Below are 16,416 nucleotides of genomic sequence, written 5' to 3'. Positions count from 1 at the left end.
TTTCAATGCGCAGGCTTGGCGAACCCGACACTCACAGGCTTGGGTTTGCGAAACACCAGCACGTTGCCCAGCATCACCAGCACCAGGCCGGCCAGCGCCGGCGCCGTCCACTGGTAGCCTTCGGCAAACGCCGAGACGTTCAGCGCCACCACCGGGAACAGCACCGTGCAATAGGCGGCGCGTTCCGGGCCCATGCGGCCGACCAGCGTCAGGTAAGCGGTGAAGCCGATCACCGAGCCCGGGATCACCAGGTACAGCAGCGCGCCGATGTAGCGCGGCGTCCACTCCATGTCGAACGGGATGCCCTTGACCAGACACCACAGCGACAGCATCGCCGCGCCATAGGCCATGCCCCAGGCGTTGGTGGTCAGCGGCTTGAGGCCGGCCTTCTGCTGCAGGCTCGACAGCATGTTGCCCGCCGAGAAGCACAAGGTGCCGCACAGGGCCAGCCCCAGGCCGAGCAAGGTCTGCGGGCTGGCGTGGTGGCCGGCCAGTTCCGGCCAGAACAGCAGCCCCAGCCCGAGCAGGCCGAGCCCGCCGCCCATCAGCACGTTGCGGGCGATCCGCTGGCCGAAGAACACCCGGGCGTTGAGGGCGTTCCACAGGGTCGCGGTGGAGAACACCACGGCGACCAGGCCGCTGGGGATCCATTGGCTGGCCGTCAAAAAGCACATGAAGTTGACGCAGAACAGGCACAGGCCCTGCGCCACGCAGATCAGATGCCCGCGCCGGTTCATCGGTTGAAGGCGGCGGCTGAGCAGCAGCAGGGCAAACAGCACCAGCGCCGCCAGGCCGAAGCGATAGACGATCGACACCGGGATCGCCACCACGCCCAATTGCCATTTCAAGGCAATCCAGGTGGTGCCCCAGATCAGCACGGTGAGCAGGTACAGCGAAAGGTTCATGGCGGACTCTCCTCGGTGGGCGTTCAGTGTCCGCCCCGCCCTTGACCGGCGCTTGCATAAACTTGCGCTTTTGTCCGGCGACGGGCTGGCAGCGCCGGCGCCACGGAGTAGGATGCAAGGCGTTGGAGAGAACCGAACATGGCCGCACTCGATACCCTGCAAGTCTTCAAAGCCCTCAGCCGCTCGCCGAACGCTCGCCTGGAGCACAGCGCCGAGCTCGGGGACGGCTTGTCCGCCGCGCTGTGGAGCAATCACCACGACGCCCAGGAATACGAGGCGCCCAGCCACCACACCCTGTCCTGCTACATCGCCGGCGGCACCGGCACCTTCCGCCGCGGCCAGCCCGGCAACAAGGGCGCACCGGACAAGCTGTGCATCCTGCCCGCCGACCACGAGTCCGGCTGGGTGATCAACGGCGACATCCGCCTGGCCCACCTGTATTTCAGCGCCGAGCAGTTCGCGTTGGGTTGCGTCACCCTGCTCGACCGCGAGCCACGGGAGATGCAACTGCGCGAGCAGACCTTCCTGGACGATCCGCAGCAAGCCTTGCGCTTTCGGCAATTGCTCACCCTCGACTGGGACGAGCCCGGCGAGCGCCTGCTGACCAGCAGCCTGGCCCACGAACTGATCAGCCACACCTTGCTCAGCCAGGTCGGCGTGCGTTCGGGGCTGCGCCTCAAAGGCGGGCTGGCGCCGCATCAGCGCCGGATGCTGGTGGGCTTCATCGACAACCACCTGGGCGACCCCATCAGCCTCGGGCAACTGGCGGGGCTGTGCGCCTTGTCCGAATACCACTTTGCGCGGATGTTCCGCACCAGCTTCGGCCTGCCGCCGCACCAGTACGTGCTGGCGCGGCGCCTGGGCCGGGCACGGGAACTGCTGCGGGGGACAGGGTTGCCGCTGGGCGAGATCGCGCTGGCGTGCGGTTTCGCCAGCGCCAGCCACTTCACCAACCGGTTCCGCCAGGTGATCGGCGCAACGCCGGGTGAGTACCGTCAGGCGTTCTTGCGTTAGGCGGTGGAGGGCCGTTGCCTGAGCGAGCCTCATCGCGAGCAGGCTCGCTCCCACATTGGACCGCGGCGGTCACAGACACGTGTGTCCAGCCAGTCCCCTGCGAAGGCATCCCTGCCCAGCCGATCCCTGTGGGAGCGAGCCTGCTCGCGATGAACGATGACGCGGTCGCGGATCAGAACTCCAGGGTGCTCGACAGCGAGATCTGCCGCGAATCCCCCATCGACACAAAGAACCGGCTCGCCGCCGAGGTGTAGTAGGTGCGGTCGAACAGGTTCTTCACGTTGAGCTGGAACTTGACCTTCTGCCCGTCCAGTTGCGTGTCGTAGGTGGCGAAGGCATCGGCCACGGTGTAGCTCGGCAGTTCGAAGTCGTTCACCGCGTTGCCCGCCCGCTCGCCGACGTACCGCGCCCCGGCGCCGACCCGCAGCTGGTCGCCGCCGATCACGCTGCCGAAGTCGTACACCGCCGACAGCGACCCTGTGTTCTTCGCCACATTCTGCAGGCGGTTGCCTTGGTAGTCCGGGTCCTTGGTGACCTCGGCGTCGGTGTAGGCATAGCTGCCGATCAGGCTCCAGCGGTCGTTCAGCTGACCGGTCAGGTCCACTTCCAGCCCCCGGGAGCGCACTTCGCCGGCGGCGCTGTAGATCGTGGTCGGGCCTTCGGCGTTGGCCACCAGCACGTTGCGCTTCTTGATGTCGAACAGCGCGACGTTGCCGGTGATGCGGCCCGGCATGTCAAGGCGCGCGCCCAGCTCCCAGGACTTGGCCTGTTCCGGCGCGATGCTGCCGTCGAGCACGGTGCTGCTGCCGCTCAGCGGGGCGATGGTCGAGTTGGGCTTGAACGATTCGGTGTAGCTGCCGTAGAACGACAGCGCGTCGGTGTAGCGGTACACCAGCCCGGCGCGCGGCACCCATTTCTGGCCGTTGCTGTCGGTGTTGGCCTTGAACGGCACGCCTTTGCCGGCGTACTGGTCGTAGGTCTGGAAGCGCCCGCCGGCCACCAGGATCCACTGGTCGTCGAGGTGGATCGAGTCCTGCACGAACGCCGAATCGCTGCGCAGCAGGTCGGTCTGGGCCGAGTCCGCCGGGCTGACGGTGGTGCCCGCGACCTCGCGGCCGTACACCGGGTCGACGTAGCTGAAGGTGCTCCGGCTTTTCTGGCGGATCAGGTCTTCGCGGTAGATCTTGCGGTACTCGTCGTCGACGCCGAACACCAGGTCGTGCTGCAGGCCCAGCACGTTGACCTTGCCTTCGAGGCTGGCGGTGGCGAAGCGGTCGGTGCTGATCGCGTTCTGGGTGCCGTCCATGCTGCGGGTCAGCGTGCCTTTCCTGGTGTCGATGGCGGTCACGCGCACTTGGCTGGCGTCGTAGGTCTCGCGGTTCCAGCTGTAGCCGAAGTGGGCTTTCCAGTCGTCGTTGAGCTCGTGGTCGGCCTCGAAGTGGTAGAGGTCGGAGCGGCCTTCCATGTTGTTGAACGGCTCGTCCAGACGCTCGTTGCGCGAGATGTCCAGCGGGTGGTTGGTGCGCGGGTCGATCAGCGTGCCGCGGTCGAACGGGGTGAGGAATTCCCGGTGCTCGTAGGCGAACAGCAGCTTGGTGCGCTCGCCGAACCAGGCCAGCGACGGCGCGATGAGGGTTTCGCGGTGGGTGCCGAAGTTGCGCCAGTAGTCTTCGTCCTCATGGTCCAGCACCATGCGGTAGGCCAGGCCCGACTCGCCCAGCGCGCCGGTGCTGTCGAAGCCGCCGCCGCTGCCGTTCTTGCCGTCGCCGTAGGTGGAGCCGCGCAGGGTCAGGGCGTTGTACGGCGTCAGCTCCGGTTTCTTGCTGACCAGGTTGACCACCCCGCCCGGATCCTGAATCCCGTACAGCAGCGAGGCCGGCCCCTTGAGCACTTCGACCCGGTCCACCGTGGCGTTCATGCCGCGCCCCTGCACCAGCGGCATGCCGTCGCGCATGATCGAGCCGTTGCGGTTGTCGCCGAAGCCACGGGTCATCACCGAATCCTGGGTGCTGCCCAGGGTATTGCCCTGGGTGATGCCGCTGACGTTGGCCAGCGCGTCGTCGAGGTTGCGCGGCGCCTGGTCGCGGATGACCTGGGCCGGGATCACGTTGACGGTCTGGGGAATCTCCTGCAGCGACGCGGACGAGCGCATCACCGAGCTGGTGGCCGGCGGCTGGTAGCTCATCGGCTGGGCCGCCACCGAGGTGATGGTGGTGGCGCCGAGGTTCAGTGCGCCTTCGGTGGGCGCAGGCTCCAGCGCCAGGGTGTGGCTGTCGGTGCGGCGCAAGGTCATGCCGGAGCCGCTGAGCAGGCGTTGCAGGGCCTGTTCGGCGCTCATCCGGCCGTTGACCGCCGGCGCGGTGAGGCCGTAGGGCGCCTCATCGGTGTAGACCACGCTCTGCCCGGTGAGGCGGCTGAAGTCGCTCAAGGCCTGGGGCAGCGGCTTGGCCGCCAGGTTGAAACTGAACAACGGCTGCGCTTGGCTGCCGACGGCCTCGGCGGCCAGCGCCACACCCGAAGGCAGCAAGGCCAATGCCGAAAGACTCAATGCAGACACGCTGAACCACTGTTTGACCGAACCCGACTTTGCCCTGGACTTCATTGCTCATGACCTGTGTAGAACCGCAACGGATGCGAATGACTCGCAGTTTCTGTCACTACACGGTTGCTGCCCGGAATTACCTCACCGGTTTCTTGAAAATATTTTCTGAGAAGGTGTTGGCCGTGCTGCCGCCATCGCCAGCAGGCTGGCTCCCACCGTTTTTGGTGGTGTGCATAGATCTTGTGAACACCCGAGATACTTGTGGGAGCTGGCTTGCCAGCGATGGCGGTGGATCAGGCAACAGAGATGCGGGCATTACCGGCCTCATCGCTGGCAAGCCAGCTCCCACAGGTTTTCCCGGCGCCCGCAAAATCCAGGTACACCGCTGAACCTGTAGGAGCTTGCCTGCAAGCGATGAGGCCGGCGGCCTCAGCGCAGGATGATCAGTTGCCCCAAGATCCGGTGCTGCTCGAACCCCAGCACCCCTTGCAGGGAATCGAGCACCGCCTGCGGATCCTTGCCGGGAAAGCTGCCGCTGACCTTGCGCGCCGCCAGCCCGTCGTTGAGCAGCAGGATCCGTCCGGGGTAGTAGCGCCGCAGATCCTGCACCACGTCAGCCAGACTCGCCTTGTAGTAGTTGAGCCAACCCTGACGCCAGGCCAATTGCGCTTCGCTGTCCACCGCCCGCAAGGGCTGGGCGGTGCCGTTGGCGTAGGCCGTTTGCTGGCCGGCGGTGAGGATCTGCTGCGGCGCCTCCCCGTCTGCCGTCACGCCGACCCGCCCGGACAGCACCGTGACCTGCGCGCCATGGGGTTGCAGGCGCACTTCGAACTGGGTGCCGAGCACCCGCGCCTGGCCTTTTTCGGCGTCGACCACGAACGGCTCGCCGGTGTGGGTCACGCTGAAAAACCCGGCGCCCCGGCGCAGCTGCACATGCCGTTCGCCCTGGCTGAAATCCACGGCGATGGCGCTGTCGGCGTCCAGGGTCACTTGCGATTGGTCGGCCAGCGTCACCGTGCGGATCTCACCGGGGGCCGAGACATAATCCGCGCCCAGGTCATCGACCCAACGCTGCGGCTGCCAACCGCTGCCCAGGCCGATCATCAGCACCAGGCACGCGGCCAGCGCCAGCGCGGGGGCCCAACGCCGCAGCGGCGCACGGCGCGGGCGGTCCATGGCGTCGAGATAGCCCTGCAGCGCCAGCGCCTCCTCATCGGCCAGCGTACGCGCCGGCCCTTCGCTAATTTCCCAGACCACCTGCGCCCGGGCATAGGCCTCGGCGTGGGCGGGGTCGGCGCGCAGCCACTGGCTGAACGTGAGTGGGTCGCCGGTGCTGGGGCGGTCGTGCAACAGGCTCAGCCAGGCAAGGGCCGTCTGTTCCTGCTCGGGCGTCGGCGTGACGCGGTCGTTGGGGTTCACGGTGCATTCCCTGGCGTGCGTGGCGCGGGTTCGCGCAGGCTGGCCTTGCAGGCCTCGAGGGCGCGCATCATATGTTTTTCCACGGCGCTTTGGGACAGGCCCATGGCTTTGGCGATCTCGGCGTACTTGCGCCCGTGGATGCGGTTGAGCAAGAAGATCTGCCGGGTGCGCTCGGGCAAGGCGCGCAACGCCGCCTCGACATGGCGCAGGTCGTTGCCCGCCTCCAGCGCCGCCTGGGGCTCGCTGCCGGTCGCCTCTTCCGGCCGCCAGCCTTCGCTGTGCCGCAGCCGCGCGCCTTCGCTGCGCAGATGGTCGATGGCGATGTTGCCGGCGCAACGCAGCAGGTAGGTGCTCAACTCCTCGACCTGCACCAGGGGCCGGCGCCAGAAACGCAGAAACAGATCCTGCACCAGGTCTGCCGCCGTGGCCCGGCAGCCGACGCGCCGGTTCACCAGCGCTTCCATCTGCGAACGCTGGGACAGGAACACCTGAAGAAAATGCGCACGCGCCCCGCGCGGCTCATCGTCGCGGGATTCCGGCGGCAGGCTGACCAGCATCTCAGCTCAGACCCCAGACGGCGGCCGGGCTGGCGAGCAGGCCGAAGGCGGCCAGCGCCAACGCCAGGCGCGGGCGATAGGGCAGAAGAAACACCAGCGCCAACCCACTGGCCATCAGCACGGCAAACCAGTCCACCAGGCCGAAGCCCCAGCCCTTGCCGGCCACCGCCGACCAGAGCGACAGGCCCAGCAGCCCCCAGCCGGCCAGCTTCAGGCCCCGGCGGCGGCGCAAGGACGGTTTGCGGCCGAGCAGATCGTCATGGTGACGCGCCATCGACAGGCACAGGGCCGTGAAGCCGCCGTAGCACAGCAGGAACGTCGCCAGCATTCAGTGCGCCCCCGGTTCGAGGACGGCCGGGCGCACCGTCTCGCGACGGGGCCTGCCGGCCTTCGCGGCGAGCCCGCCGCGTTGCGTTTTCCTGGCGGCCCAGGCCAGGAACAGGCCGGCGACCAGGCAGGTGAGGTCGAACCCGACCAGCGTCCAGTCGCCCTGCTCCAGCGCGGCAATCTGGTAACGGCCGGCGGTGCCCCAATCGAGCAGCGGCAGCGCGGCGAACAGCACGGCGGCCGCGCTCAATTGCTCGACCCAGGCCTGTCGCCCGCAACGCAGCGCCGCATGCGCCACACTCAAACCCCAGACGATGAAGAAGGCATTCACTTCCCAGCCGGCCCTGGCGGGCAGATCCAGCGGCAACGCCCGGTTGGCCCAGAAGAACGCCGCCACCGCCGTCACCAGACCGGCCATGCCGGCGATGTTCAGCACCTCCACCAGCCGCAGCCCGAACGGCGCCGTGCCCTTCTTGGCATGCTGGAGCTGGCGCTTGCCGAACCAGATCATCAGCCCGGTGCCGATCATCGCCGTGCCCGCCAGTCCGCAGAAAAAGTACAGCCAGCGCAGCGGCGCCCCGGCGAACCGGCCCATGTGCAGGCCGTAGAAGCCGCCGGCGACCGCCATCGGCAGCGACTGCTCCGGCGTCTGGCCGAGCAGTTGCCCGGTGACGCCGTTGAAGCTCAGCTCACGCCCGTAGTCATACACCACGCGGTCGCCGCTGGAGCGCGTCATCACCACGGCGGCGTTCGCATCGCCGGGGTTGTCCACCGTCACCCGCGCCACCTGCCCGCCCGGCCAATATTCGCCGGCCCGGGCCAGCAGCGGCGCCAGCGCTGGCAGCGTGGCCGGCTGGCCGGCGTGTTCGGGGAGCGGCACCTGCGGAAACACCTGTTGGTAAAACGCGCTGACATCCTTGCCGTAGCTGGCCAGGATGCTGGCCGGCATCACCATCGACATGAAGATCACCAGGCTGCTGTAGGTGATCATCAGATGGAACGGCAGCACCAGCACGCCCACCGCGTTATGGCCGTCGAGCCACGAGCGCTGGCCCTTGCGCGGGCGGAAGGTGAAGAAGTCCTTGAAGATTTTCTTGTGGGTGACGATGCCGGTGATCAGGGCGATGAACATCACCATGGCTGCGGCGGTCGCCAGCCAGCGGCCCCAGGGATAGGGCATCTGCAGCTGAAAGTGGAAACGGTAGAAGAACTCGCCGCCCGCGCTCTCCCGGGGCTGCACGGCGGCACCGGTCTGCGCGTCCAGGGTCGCCCGGGTGAAACGGCCGCGCTCGCCGGGAGCCGCCGGCGCCTGTTGCCAGCGCACAGTCAGGCCGGGATCCCGGGCGTCGGGCAGATCGATCACCCAGCGCGAGGCGTCGGCGGCGTGGCGTTGCAGGTAGTGCTGGGCCTGGGTCAGGCTCGCCTCGGCGTTGAGCGCGCGCACGGGGATTTCCGGCTGCATCCAGCGGCTGGTCTCGTCCTTGAAGTAGGCCAGGGTGCCGGTCAGGAAAATCGCGAACAGCAGCCAGCCGAACACCAGGCCGCTCCAAGTGTGCAGCCAGGCCATCGACTGCCGGAAACCTTCCTTCATACCTAGCCCAGGCCCCGGGCCACGCCGGTGACGGTCGCCAGGATCACGCTCGGCGCCAGCAGCCCGACCCATGCCGACCACGCCGTGCGGCAGGCGAAGCACCAGAGCACGGCCACCAGGTAGACGAGGAACGAGACGGTCATGCCGGTCACCACGGCTTCGCCGCGCTCCAGCGGCAGCCACAACGTCAGCGTGACGCTGGCCAGCGCCGCGACCAGATAGCCGCCCAACACCGCCGCCAACACCCTGGAGGTGACGGCCAGACGATAGGACATGGGAAGTGCGGCGAATTTGCCTTTCATGTTTCGACCCTGAAACGAAAACGTCCGACCGAAAGGCCGGATCAATGGCGAGCAATATTAATGATAAATATTCTCATGTGCAAAGGAGGTCGATTTCCGTGTGGCGGACTTCAGTCGTCCGACAGGGTGATTGCACATGGACGGGATCGGGGCTGCTGCGCTTCCCAGCCGCAGCAAACGCCCTCGCCACGGTTCATGGCCAGGCAGCCGTTTGCCCTGACAGACAGGGCAAAAAAAACGGGCCTGCAATCGCAGGCCCGTTTTCGTTGGGTGGATAGGTGAATCAGCGGATCAGCCGTTGATCGCTGCCTGTTCGTTCTCCAGGAATTCTTCCTCCAGCAGCCGGTCGGCATGGGTGCCGCGTTCGAGCCTCACCACATTGGCGCGTTTGGCCCGCAGCTTGCCGTACAGGTGCTCCAGTGCATGTTCCAGTTTGGTGCTGGCCCCTTCGATCGCCTGTTCCAGCGTATCGGCTTTGTGGGTCACGGAAATCGGTTGATGGCCTTTTGGCCGCGCTTCCAGTTGGCAGCGCATGTCATGGGGACCGGGCTTGTCGCCGTTCTCGTCGCCCAGATGGACTTCGACGCGGGTCAGGTCTTCCTCATAACGTTCGAGCGTGCTCTCAATGGTTGTACGTACCCACTCCTCCAGTCGCTTGCTGCTTTGAACATGGTTGTCGCTGTTGACTTGGATTTGCATAGTTCATCCCTTATTTCAGCTTGCTCTCAAGAGGCCCGGAACAGGATTTCCGTGACCTCTTGATGACAACAATCGGCCCGTGCGCCGAACATTTCAACCCCCTGAAAAAGATAAATATCCGTACGCAAAAAAAGCCGGACAACGGGCAAAAGCACTGGTATGGTCGGGAATTGCCTCGACCCGCCTTGCTGAAAAATCCGGTCACAAACTCCCGTCGCTCAACGGGTGCAGACCCCGGAAAATGCCCGCCTCCTCCACCAGCCAGTCATGCACCGCACGCACGCCCGGATGGCTCAGCGCCCCCGGCGCGTAGAGCAGCACATAACGTTTGTGGTTGGGCACCGACTGGCCGAACGGCACGATCAGCGTGCCCCGCTCCAGCTCGTCGTTGAGCAAGGTGCGCCGGGCGATGGCCACCCCCATACCGGCGATGGCCGCCTCGATGGTCAGGTGGTTGCGGTTGAACGTATGCCCCCGCCTCACATCGGCGCCCTCGAAGCCGATCGCGTCGAGGTAGAACTCCCATTCCGCGTATTCGTAGCTGCCGCGCCAGGCGGTGATGTCGTGCAGCAGCGGAAAATGCACCAGGTCCGCCGGACCGTGCAGCGGCGGCCGCCCGCGCAGCAGGCCCGGCGCGCACACCGGAAAGATCTGCTCGTCGAGCAGGGCTGTGGACAACAGCCCCGGATAGCTGCCGTCGTTCAGGTCGATGGCCAGGTCGAAATCCCCCTCGTGCAGCGGCACGCTGCTGTCCTCCGCCACCAGCCGCAGCTGGATGTCCGGGTATCGCTGCTGCAGGCGCGGCAGGCGCGGCGTCAGCCATTTGCTGAGGAACGAAGGAATCGAGCGCACCCGCAGGATCCCGCTGATCATGCCCGCATCGAGCCGCCGCAGCTCCGCGTCGATGCTGCCGTAGGCCTCGTTGACCGTCATCGCCAGCCGCTGGCCCTCGGCGCTGAGCTCCACGCCCCGGGCCCGGCGATGGAACAGGCGCAGTCCCAGGCGTTCCTCCAGTTGGCGGATCTGCTGGCTCACCGCCCCCGGGGTGATGTGCAGTTCCTCGGCGCAACGGGTGAACGACAGGTGCCGGGCGGCACAGGAAAACACCTGCAGCCAGACGTAAGTCTGGGCATGCAATTGACGACTCATGGTTTAGTCCTGCTAAAGGCTTTCTTAGGAAGTTTCGTTGGTCACGTTGAACCTAGGTAGGCAGTATCGCCGACATTGCGCTTGTCCTACAAAAAATGGCAGCGATTCCTACTCCATTGCTTGTAAGGGTTTAGCATGGCTATCAGTGTTTTCGATCTGTTCAAAGTCGGCATCGGTCCGTCCAGTTCCCATACCGTCGGCCCGATGCGCGCCGCCGCGACCTTCGTCCAGGCCCTGACCGACCGCCGTCTGCTCAACGATGTCGAGCGTGTGGAAGTGCGCCTCTACGGCTCGCTGTCCGCCACCGGCGTCGGCCACGCCACCGACCGCGCCAGCGTCATGGGCCTGATGGGCGAATGGCCGGACAGCATCGACCCGACCACCATCGAACCGCGCATCCAGCGGCTGCGCGAGACCGGCCAACTGCCCCTCGCCGGCCAACGGTCGATCGCCTTCAACTGGCAACACGATCTCCTGCTGCTGGACGAGAGCCTGCCCTACCACCCCAACGCCATGTCGCTGACAGCCTTTGCCGCGACGGGCGAGCTGTTCAGCCAAACGTACTATTCGGTGGGCGGCGGTTTCATCGTCGAAGCAGCCGAAGTCAAGTCCGGCGCGGCGGCGGCCGGCGAGGTGACCCTGCCCTACGACTTTTCCAGCGCCGTCGAACTGCTGGCCCTGTGCAAGCAGCACAACCTGCGGGTGTCCGAGCTGATGATGGCCAACGAACGGGCCTGGCGCAGCGACGCCGAGATCCGCCAGGGCCTGCTGCACATCTGGTCGGTGATGCGCGAATGCGTCGAGCAAGGGCTGAGCCACGAAGGCGTGCTGCCCGGCGGCCTGAACGTGCCCCGCCGCGCGGCGAAACTGCACCGCAGCCTGCTGGAGATCGGCAAGCCCAACGTGATCAGCTCGACGCTGTCGGCGATGGAATGGGTCAACCTGTTCGCCCTCGCCGTCAACGAAGAGAACGCCGCCGGCGGGCGCATGGTCACCGCGCCCACCAACGGCGCGGCGGGGATCATTCCCGCGGTCCTGCACTATTTCATGAAATTCAATCCGCAGGCGTCGGACGACGACGTGGTCGCGTTCTTCCTGGGGGCCGCCGCCGTCGGCATCCTGTGCAAGAAAAACGCTTCGATCTCCGGCGCCGAAGTCGGCTGCCAGGGCGAAGTGGGCTCGGCCTGCGCCATGGCCGCCGCAGGCCTGGCCGAAGTGCTCGGCGCCACCCCGGAGCAACTGGAGAACGCCGCCGAAATCGGCCTGGAGCACAACCTCGGCCTGACCTGCGACCCGGTCGGCGGCCTGGTGCAGGTGCCGTGCATCGAGCGCAACGCCATCGCCGCCGTGAAGGCGATCAACGCCACGCAGATGGCCCTGCGCGGCGACGGCAAACACTTCATTTCCCTCGACCGGGTGATCCGCACCATGCGCGACACCGGCGCCGACATGCATGACAAATACAAAGAGACTTCACGGGGCGGCCTGGCCGTGAGCTGGGTGGAGTGCTGACGCGCCTTTCCTGACCGCCCCGGCCGGCCGCCTCGCGCGGCCGGCCAACCGTGAGCCCGAGCAAGAATAATAACGAGGCAAAAACGATGACCGATGTACGTACACCCGCTGCCGAAAACCCCTCCGCAGACCTTACCCGCGACAACGACGCCACCCGCCAGGGCTGGAGCAAGGCCGACACCACCTGGATGCTGGGCCTGTACGGCACGGCGATCGGCGCCGGCACGCTGTTCCTGCCGATCAACGCCGGCGTCGGCGGTTTCTGGCCGATGCTGATCCTGGCGTTGCTGGCCTTCCCGATGACGTTCTTCGCCCACCGCGGCCTGACCCGCTTCGTGCTGTCGGGACGCTCCGGCGACATCACCGAAGTGGTGGAAGAACACTTCGGCACCGGGGCCGGCAAACTGATCACCCTTCTGTACTTCTTCGCGATCTTCCCGATCCTGCTGGTGTACAGCGTGGCGCTGACCAACACCCTGAGCAGCTTCCTCGAACACCAGCTGCACATCGCCCCGCCACCGCGCGCGGTGCTGTCGCTGGCGTTGATCCTGGGCCTGATGGCCATCGTGCGCTGCGGCCAGGGCGTGATCGTCAAGGCCATGAGCGTGCTGGTCTATCCGTTCGTCGCCGCGTTGCTGCTGCTGGGCCTGAGCCTGATCCCGAACTGGAACGGCGCGTTCTTCGCCAGCGCCCAGGACGCCATGCCGATGTCGGTGTTCCTCAAGACCCTGTGGCTGGCGATCCCGGTGATGGTGTTCTCGTTCAACCACTCGCCGATCATTTCCGCCTTCGCCCTCGACCAGAAGCAGCGCTACGGCGCCCAGGCCGAACGCAAGAGCAGCGGCATCCTGGCCATGGCCCACGGCATGATGGTGGTGACGGTGATGTTCTTCTGCTTCAGCTGCGTGCTGGCGCTGTCGCCGGCGGACCTGGCGGCGGCCAAGGCGCAGAACATCTCGATCCTGTCGTACCTGGCCAACCACTTCCAGACCCCGGTCATCGCTTACGCCGCGCCGCTGATTGCGCTGGTGGCGATCACCAAGTCCTTCCTCGGCCACTACATCGGCGCCAGCGAAGGCTTCCAGGGCATGATCGTCAAGAGCCTGCGCGGACGCGGCCGGGCGGTGTCGGCCGGTTGGCTGAACCGCGCGACCGCACTGTTCATGATCCTCAGCTGCTGGGCCGTGGCGACGTTCAACCCGAGCATCCTGGGAATGATCGAAACCCTCGGGGGGCCGGTGATCGCCTGCCTGCTGTTCCTGATGCCGATGTACGCCATCCGCCGCGTGCCGGCCTTGCGCCCGTACTCGGGCCAGGCCTCGAACGTGTTCGTGGTGCTGGTCGGCCTGATTGCACTGTCGGCGATCATCTTTTCGTTCCTGCCCTGAAACGGGCCACCCAAAAAGAAGGCGAGCCCCGGGCTCGCCTTCTTTTTGCCCGCAAACCGCGTTCGGCACGCGTTCCGGCATGTCCCTTGCTACCGCCCTTGCGCTGCAAACGGACTTTGCAAACGCAAGCGAGCGACGGGCCGACGGTCTGGCCGGGCGAACCAACCCGACCCCGGCCGGTCAACAACTGCACGTTCAATCAGGCGGTGACGCATCATGGACAATCCTTTTCAGATCATTACCGATGCCTTCGCGCCGGACTATCAGATCAACCTGAGCATTCAGGGCCTGGACGGCAGCATCATGCTGACCCTCTCCAAAAACGGCCGGGTCGCGGCCAAGCGCATGATCAGCGCCGAGCAGCGCAACGACCCCAAACGCCTCGCGCGTCTGGTGCAGAGCATTCAGTTCGGCATCGCCATCGAGCAGGGCCACAGCGCCCTTGCCATCCTCGAAGCGATGACCCACGGCGACGCCCTGCCTGCGCCGCCGCCCCGCAGCAATGGCCCGGCGCGGCCGGCGAGCCGGCTTTAGAGCTCGCCCTTCTCGACTTCCGGATGTTCGCCGGAACCCGCGCCGGTCTTGCGGTGCGGGTGCTCGATCTTCACCGACGGGAACTGCGAAGAGGCGTAGCGCACCACCAGGATCGAGAACGCCAGCAGCAGGATCCCGCCGCACAGGTAGATGATGCCCATGTCCGGCGGGTTGTGGTGCGAGACGTTGGAGATCAGCAACCGGGTCAGCGCGGTGATCGCCACGTAGATCAGGAAACGCACCGGCATGTGGTTGGTCTTGAAGTAAATCCCGACCATCGCCCCCAGTTCCAGGTAGATGAACAGCAGCAGGATGTCGTCGATCTTGATGTGCCCCTCTTCGACCATCGTCAGAAACTCCATCACCGCCGCCCAGGCGGTCACCGCGCCGATGGCGAACAGCGCCAGGTAGTGGAACGTCTCGACGAACAGGTTGCCCAGGGACTCGGCCAGTTGATGCACGTTCTGCCGCAGTTTTTCGGCCCAGTTGATTTTCACGGTGAAGGTTCCTTAGCCCGGTACGAGCGGATGATGCGGGGTCGACATGACGGTTTTTCTGCACGCGGCCCCAGCCATGCAGAAACAGGGCCACGCATCATGGCGAGCTGCGGGCAAACCCGCGCCGTGGCGTTTGGTCGCACCGGGCCACGCCGAAGCGAAAGGCGTGGCGGGAAGAAGCAAACGGGAGGGCCGAACATTGCGCCGCGCACGGCAAACATGTGCAGCGAACTTGAACCGGCGTTCGGCGCAACACCGGTTTCCATTACAAATATTTACAGAGAAACGGGCCTGATTAATTGTGAAGCTGTAACTTCATCCGGCTTACGGTTACATGACATCCGACAGCCAATACGATTACGGCATAAGTTTATTCAATAAAAAACTGATCAAGCGTCCAATACTTAGTTTCGCCATGCACCGATATGACGCAGAGGGAAGATCACACTATCGGCGCTGCCATAAAACTGTGCGGCACTTAACATTAGTTCCATAACAATCCCATGAGCGAGGCCTTGACCGCCGCCGCGATCTTGTTCTGGCAACCCAGCTTCTTGAGGCAGTGGTTGATGTGGAAATTGACCGTTCGCTTGGAGATGCCGAGGATGATGGACACGTCGTCCGACGACTTGCCGTCGGCGGTCCACTGCAGGATTTCCTTCTCCCGCTGCGACAGTTCGATGGGCACCGGCTGCACCGATTCGGCGCCCAAAAGCTGCAGCCGGGTGAGGCCCAGGTGGGTGATCTGCGCCAGCCAGGACAGCTCGGCCTGCTTGGTCTGAAGCTCTAGCGCGCTGATCGGCTGGCTGCCCCGGGCGAATGTCACCAGCCCCTGGGCCTCGCTGTTGAGCAGCGTTTGCCCCCACCCTTCCGAGAGCCCGTGGCTGTGCGCCTCCTGCCAGAAATCCGGCGCCCGGGCCTTGAGTTCGGCGTCCCACAGCACCGGCTTCACGCTTCTGAGCGCGCGGATGACGTACGGGTCGATCTCCAGGTAACGATTGTCCGAATAGGCAGCCTGCCAGGCGGGCGAATAGTTGTTGACGAGAAAAAGACGGGGTTTGGTGATCGGGAAAAGTCTTCTGGAACCATACGCCAGATAATCGAATTCCAACTGTCGGGCCACGCTGGTTAGATTGTCGAACAATACTTCGACATCCGTGGCGGACATAGCCTTTTCCAACAGTTCAGCCTGCCAGTGCGACATAGAGATTCCTTTCTCATACTTATTGCAAGCGGCTTCGTGCCGGCGCCCATAACATATTTCAAAATATTGCGATAGCTGTCAAGGGTGACAGGTAGTTCGTGAACTCGCTGTGCCTTCTAATTAACTCCAGCCCAATCACTAAAAGGAAACTGTGATGGATTACTTGTCCGGACGTTACGACCAATTGACGCCCGCCGGGCGTCAGCGCCTGGCGCACTATCGGTATCAGGTGTTTGTGGAACGGCTCGGCTGGGACTTGTCGACGCCCGCCGACTTCGAGTTCGACCAGTTCGACCACAGCGGCACCCACTACATCGTCGCCGAAGAGGAGGACGGCAACATCAAGGGCTGTGCCCGCCTGTTGCCCACCACCCAGCCGTACCTGCTGAGCGAGGTGTTCACCTCGTTGCTGGACGATGTGCCCGCACCGAGCCGGGACGACATCTGGGAGCTGTCGCGCTTCACCTCCCTGGACCTGGACACCCAGACCGGCCGGGACGAACAGATGATGTCCGACGAGAACACCGTGGGCCTGTTCATGGCCACCTTGGACTACGCCCGCACCTGCGGCGTTTCCCAATTGGTGTCGGTGTCCCCGCTTGCCGTCGGGCGCCTGCTGCGGCGCGGCGGCATCGACTTCAAATGGCTGGCGCCGCCCCGGGCGGTCGACAACCGGATCCTGGGCGCCTGCTGCATCACGGTGCAGTGAGGCCCCGAGTCAACAAGAAACCCAGCAAGCCGCTGTAACGAGCCCAACGGTTCCTGTCGGTGTGGAT

General features: G+C 65.3%; 17 protein-coding genes. 6 read left to right on the top strand and 11 right to left on the bottom strand.

Features of this window, described 5'->3' with window-relative positions; all coding sequences use genetic code 11:
• Nucleotides 1–2 precede the first annotated feature (2 nt).
• Nucleotides 3–905, bottom strand: coding sequence for a DMT family transporter (locus CAG41_RS12405; protein ID WP_085707052.1), 903 nt, complete (start codon nt 903–905; stop codon nt 3–5).
• A gap of 138 nt (nt 906–1,043) precedes the next feature.
• Between CAG41_RS12405 and CAG41_RS12400 the strand changes: the two genes are divergently transcribed.
• Complete coding sequence (locus CAG41_RS12400; protein WP_085707051.1) at nt 1,044–1,919, top strand: AraC family transcriptional regulator; 876 nt, start codon at nt 1,044–1,046, stop codon at nt 1,917–1,919.
• Between the two features lie 172 nt (nt 1,920–2,091).
• Here CAG41_RS12400 and CAG41_RS12395 read toward each other — a convergent pair whose 3' ends face one another.
• Nucleotides 2,092–4,521: a TonB-dependent receptor gene (locus tag CAG41_RS12395; protein WP_085631641.1), complete on the bottom strand. Its 2,430-nt coding sequence runs from the start codon at nt 4,519–4,521 to the stop codon at nt 2,092–2,094.
• A gap of 35 nt (nt 4,522–4,556) precedes the next feature.
• Here CAG41_RS12395 and CAG41_RS28300 point away from each other — a divergent pair, with 35 nt between their 5' ends.
• Nucleotides 4,557–4,850, top strand: a complete 294-nt coding sequence (locus CAG41_RS28300) for a hypothetical protein (protein WP_139834969.1) — start codon at nt 4,557–4,559, stop codon at nt 4,848–4,850.
• A gap of 40 nt (nt 4,851–4,890) precedes the next feature.
• Here the strand turns inward: CAG41_RS28300 and CAG41_RS12390 are convergent, their stop codons facing one another.
• The 7 genes from CAG41_RS12390 to CAG41_RS12360 all read right to left on the bottom strand — a co-directional run bounded on the left by CAG41_RS12390 (nt 4,891) and on the right by CAG41_RS12360 (nt 10,505).
• Entirely contained in the window at nt 4,891–5,880 is a 990-nt protein-coding gene (locus tag CAG41_RS12390) for a FecR family protein (RefSeq protein WP_085707050.1), read from the bottom strand.
• Nucleotides 5,877–6,437 (bottom strand): RNA polymerase sigma factor, encoded by a 561-nt coding sequence (locus CAG41_RS12385; RefSeq protein WP_085695170.1) that lies wholly within the window; start codon nt 6,435–6,437, stop codon nt 5,877–5,879. Before CAG41_RS12385 ends, CAG41_RS12390 begins: the two co-directional genes overlap by 4 nt.
• Before the next feature lies 1 nt (nt 6,438).
• A complete protein-coding gene (locus CAG41_RS12380) occupies nt 6,439–6,765 on the bottom strand; it encodes a DUF3325 domain-containing protein (RefSeq protein WP_085578731.1) in 327 nt (108 codons plus the stop codon).
• Nucleotides 6,766–8,355, bottom strand: a complete 1,590-nt coding sequence (locus CAG41_RS12375; RefSeq protein WP_085707049.1) for a PepSY domain-containing protein — start codon at nt 8,353–8,355, stop codon at nt 6,766–6,768.
• Nucleotides 8,356–8,357: 2 nt separating this feature from the next.
• The gene (locus CAG41_RS12370; RefSeq protein WP_085707048.1) at nt 8,358–8,657 is read right to left on the bottom strand and encodes a DUF3649 domain-containing protein; all 300 of its coding nucleotides are present in this window, start codon (nt 8,655–8,657) and stop codon (nt 8,358–8,360) included.
• A gap of 291 nt (nt 8,658–8,948) precedes the next feature.
• The gene (locus CAG41_RS12365) at nt 8,949–9,356 is read right to left on the bottom strand and encodes an HPF/RaiA family ribosome-associated protein (RefSeq protein ID WP_085578725.1); all 408 of its coding nucleotides are present in this window, start codon (nt 9,354–9,356) and stop codon (nt 8,949–8,951) included.
• A 201-nt stretch (nt 9,357–9,557) separates the two neighbouring features.
• Nucleotides 9,558–10,505 (bottom strand): LysR substrate-binding domain-containing protein, encoded by a 948-nt coding sequence (locus CAG41_RS12360; protein ID WP_085578723.1) that lies wholly within the window; start codon nt 10,503–10,505, stop codon nt 9,558–9,560.
• Nucleotides 10,506–10,640: 135 nt separating this feature from the next.
• Here CAG41_RS12360 and CAG41_RS12355 point away from each other — a divergent pair, with 135 nt between their 5' ends.
• The 3 genes from CAG41_RS12355 to CAG41_RS12345 all read left to right on the top strand — a co-directional run bounded on the left by CAG41_RS12355 (nt 10,641) and on the right by CAG41_RS12345 (nt 13,939).
• The gene (locus CAG41_RS12355) at nt 10,641–12,017 is read left to right on the top strand and encodes an L-serine ammonia-lyase (RefSeq protein WP_085707047.1); all 1,377 of its coding nucleotides are present in this window, start codon (nt 10,641–10,643) and stop codon (nt 12,015–12,017) included.
• Nucleotides 12,018–12,103: 86 nt separating this feature from the next.
• Nucleotides 12,104–13,405 (top strand): HAAAP family serine/threonine permease, encoded by a 1,302-nt coding sequence (locus CAG41_RS12350; protein ID WP_085638474.1) that lies wholly within the window; start codon nt 12,104–12,106, stop codon nt 13,403–13,405.
• Between the two features lie 216 nt (nt 13,406–13,621).
• Nucleotides 13,622–13,939 carry a DUF3509 domain-containing protein gene (locus CAG41_RS12345; protein WP_085578717.1) on the top strand — a complete coding sequence of 106 codons (318 nt, stop codon included), beginning with the start codon at nt 13,622–13,624 and terminating at the stop codon, nt 13,937–13,939.
• Here CAG41_RS12345 and CAG41_RS12340 read toward each other — a convergent pair.
• Together CAG41_RS12340 and CAG41_RS12335 are read right to left on the bottom strand one after the other, a co-directional pair.
• Entirely contained in the window at nt 13,936–14,436 is a 501-nt protein-coding gene (locus tag CAG41_RS12340) for a phosphate-starvation-inducible protein PsiE (RefSeq protein WP_085578714.1), read from the bottom strand. The two genes, CAG41_RS12345 and CAG41_RS12340, sit on opposite strands and share 4 nt — an antisense overlap.
• A 484-nt stretch (nt 14,437–14,920) precedes the next feature.
• Complete coding sequence (locus CAG41_RS12335) at nt 14,921–15,604, bottom strand: autoinducer binding domain-containing protein (protein ID WP_256575505.1); 684 nt, start codon at nt 15,602–15,604, stop codon at nt 14,921–14,923.
• A 190-nt stretch (nt 15,605–15,794) separates the two neighbouring features.
• On the opposite strand from CAG41_RS12335, the gene CAG41_RS12330 reads away from it, so the two are divergent.
• The gene (locus CAG41_RS12330) at nt 15,795–16,349 is read left to right on the top strand and encodes an acyl-homoserine-lactone synthase (RefSeq protein WP_085578710.1); all 555 of its coding nucleotides are present in this window, start codon (nt 15,795–15,797) and stop codon (nt 16,347–16,349) included.
• Nucleotides 16,350–16,416: the final 67 nt, after the last annotated feature.

The organism is Pseudomonas sp. B35(2017) (genome assembly GCF_002113645.1).
Lineage (GTDB): Bacteria > Pseudomonadota > Gammaproteobacteria > Pseudomonadales > Pseudomonadaceae > Aquipseudomonas > Aquipseudomonas ekonensis.
Note: the sequence above shows the minus strand (reverse complement) of the source record. Positions and strands in the feature narration are given on the sequence as shown.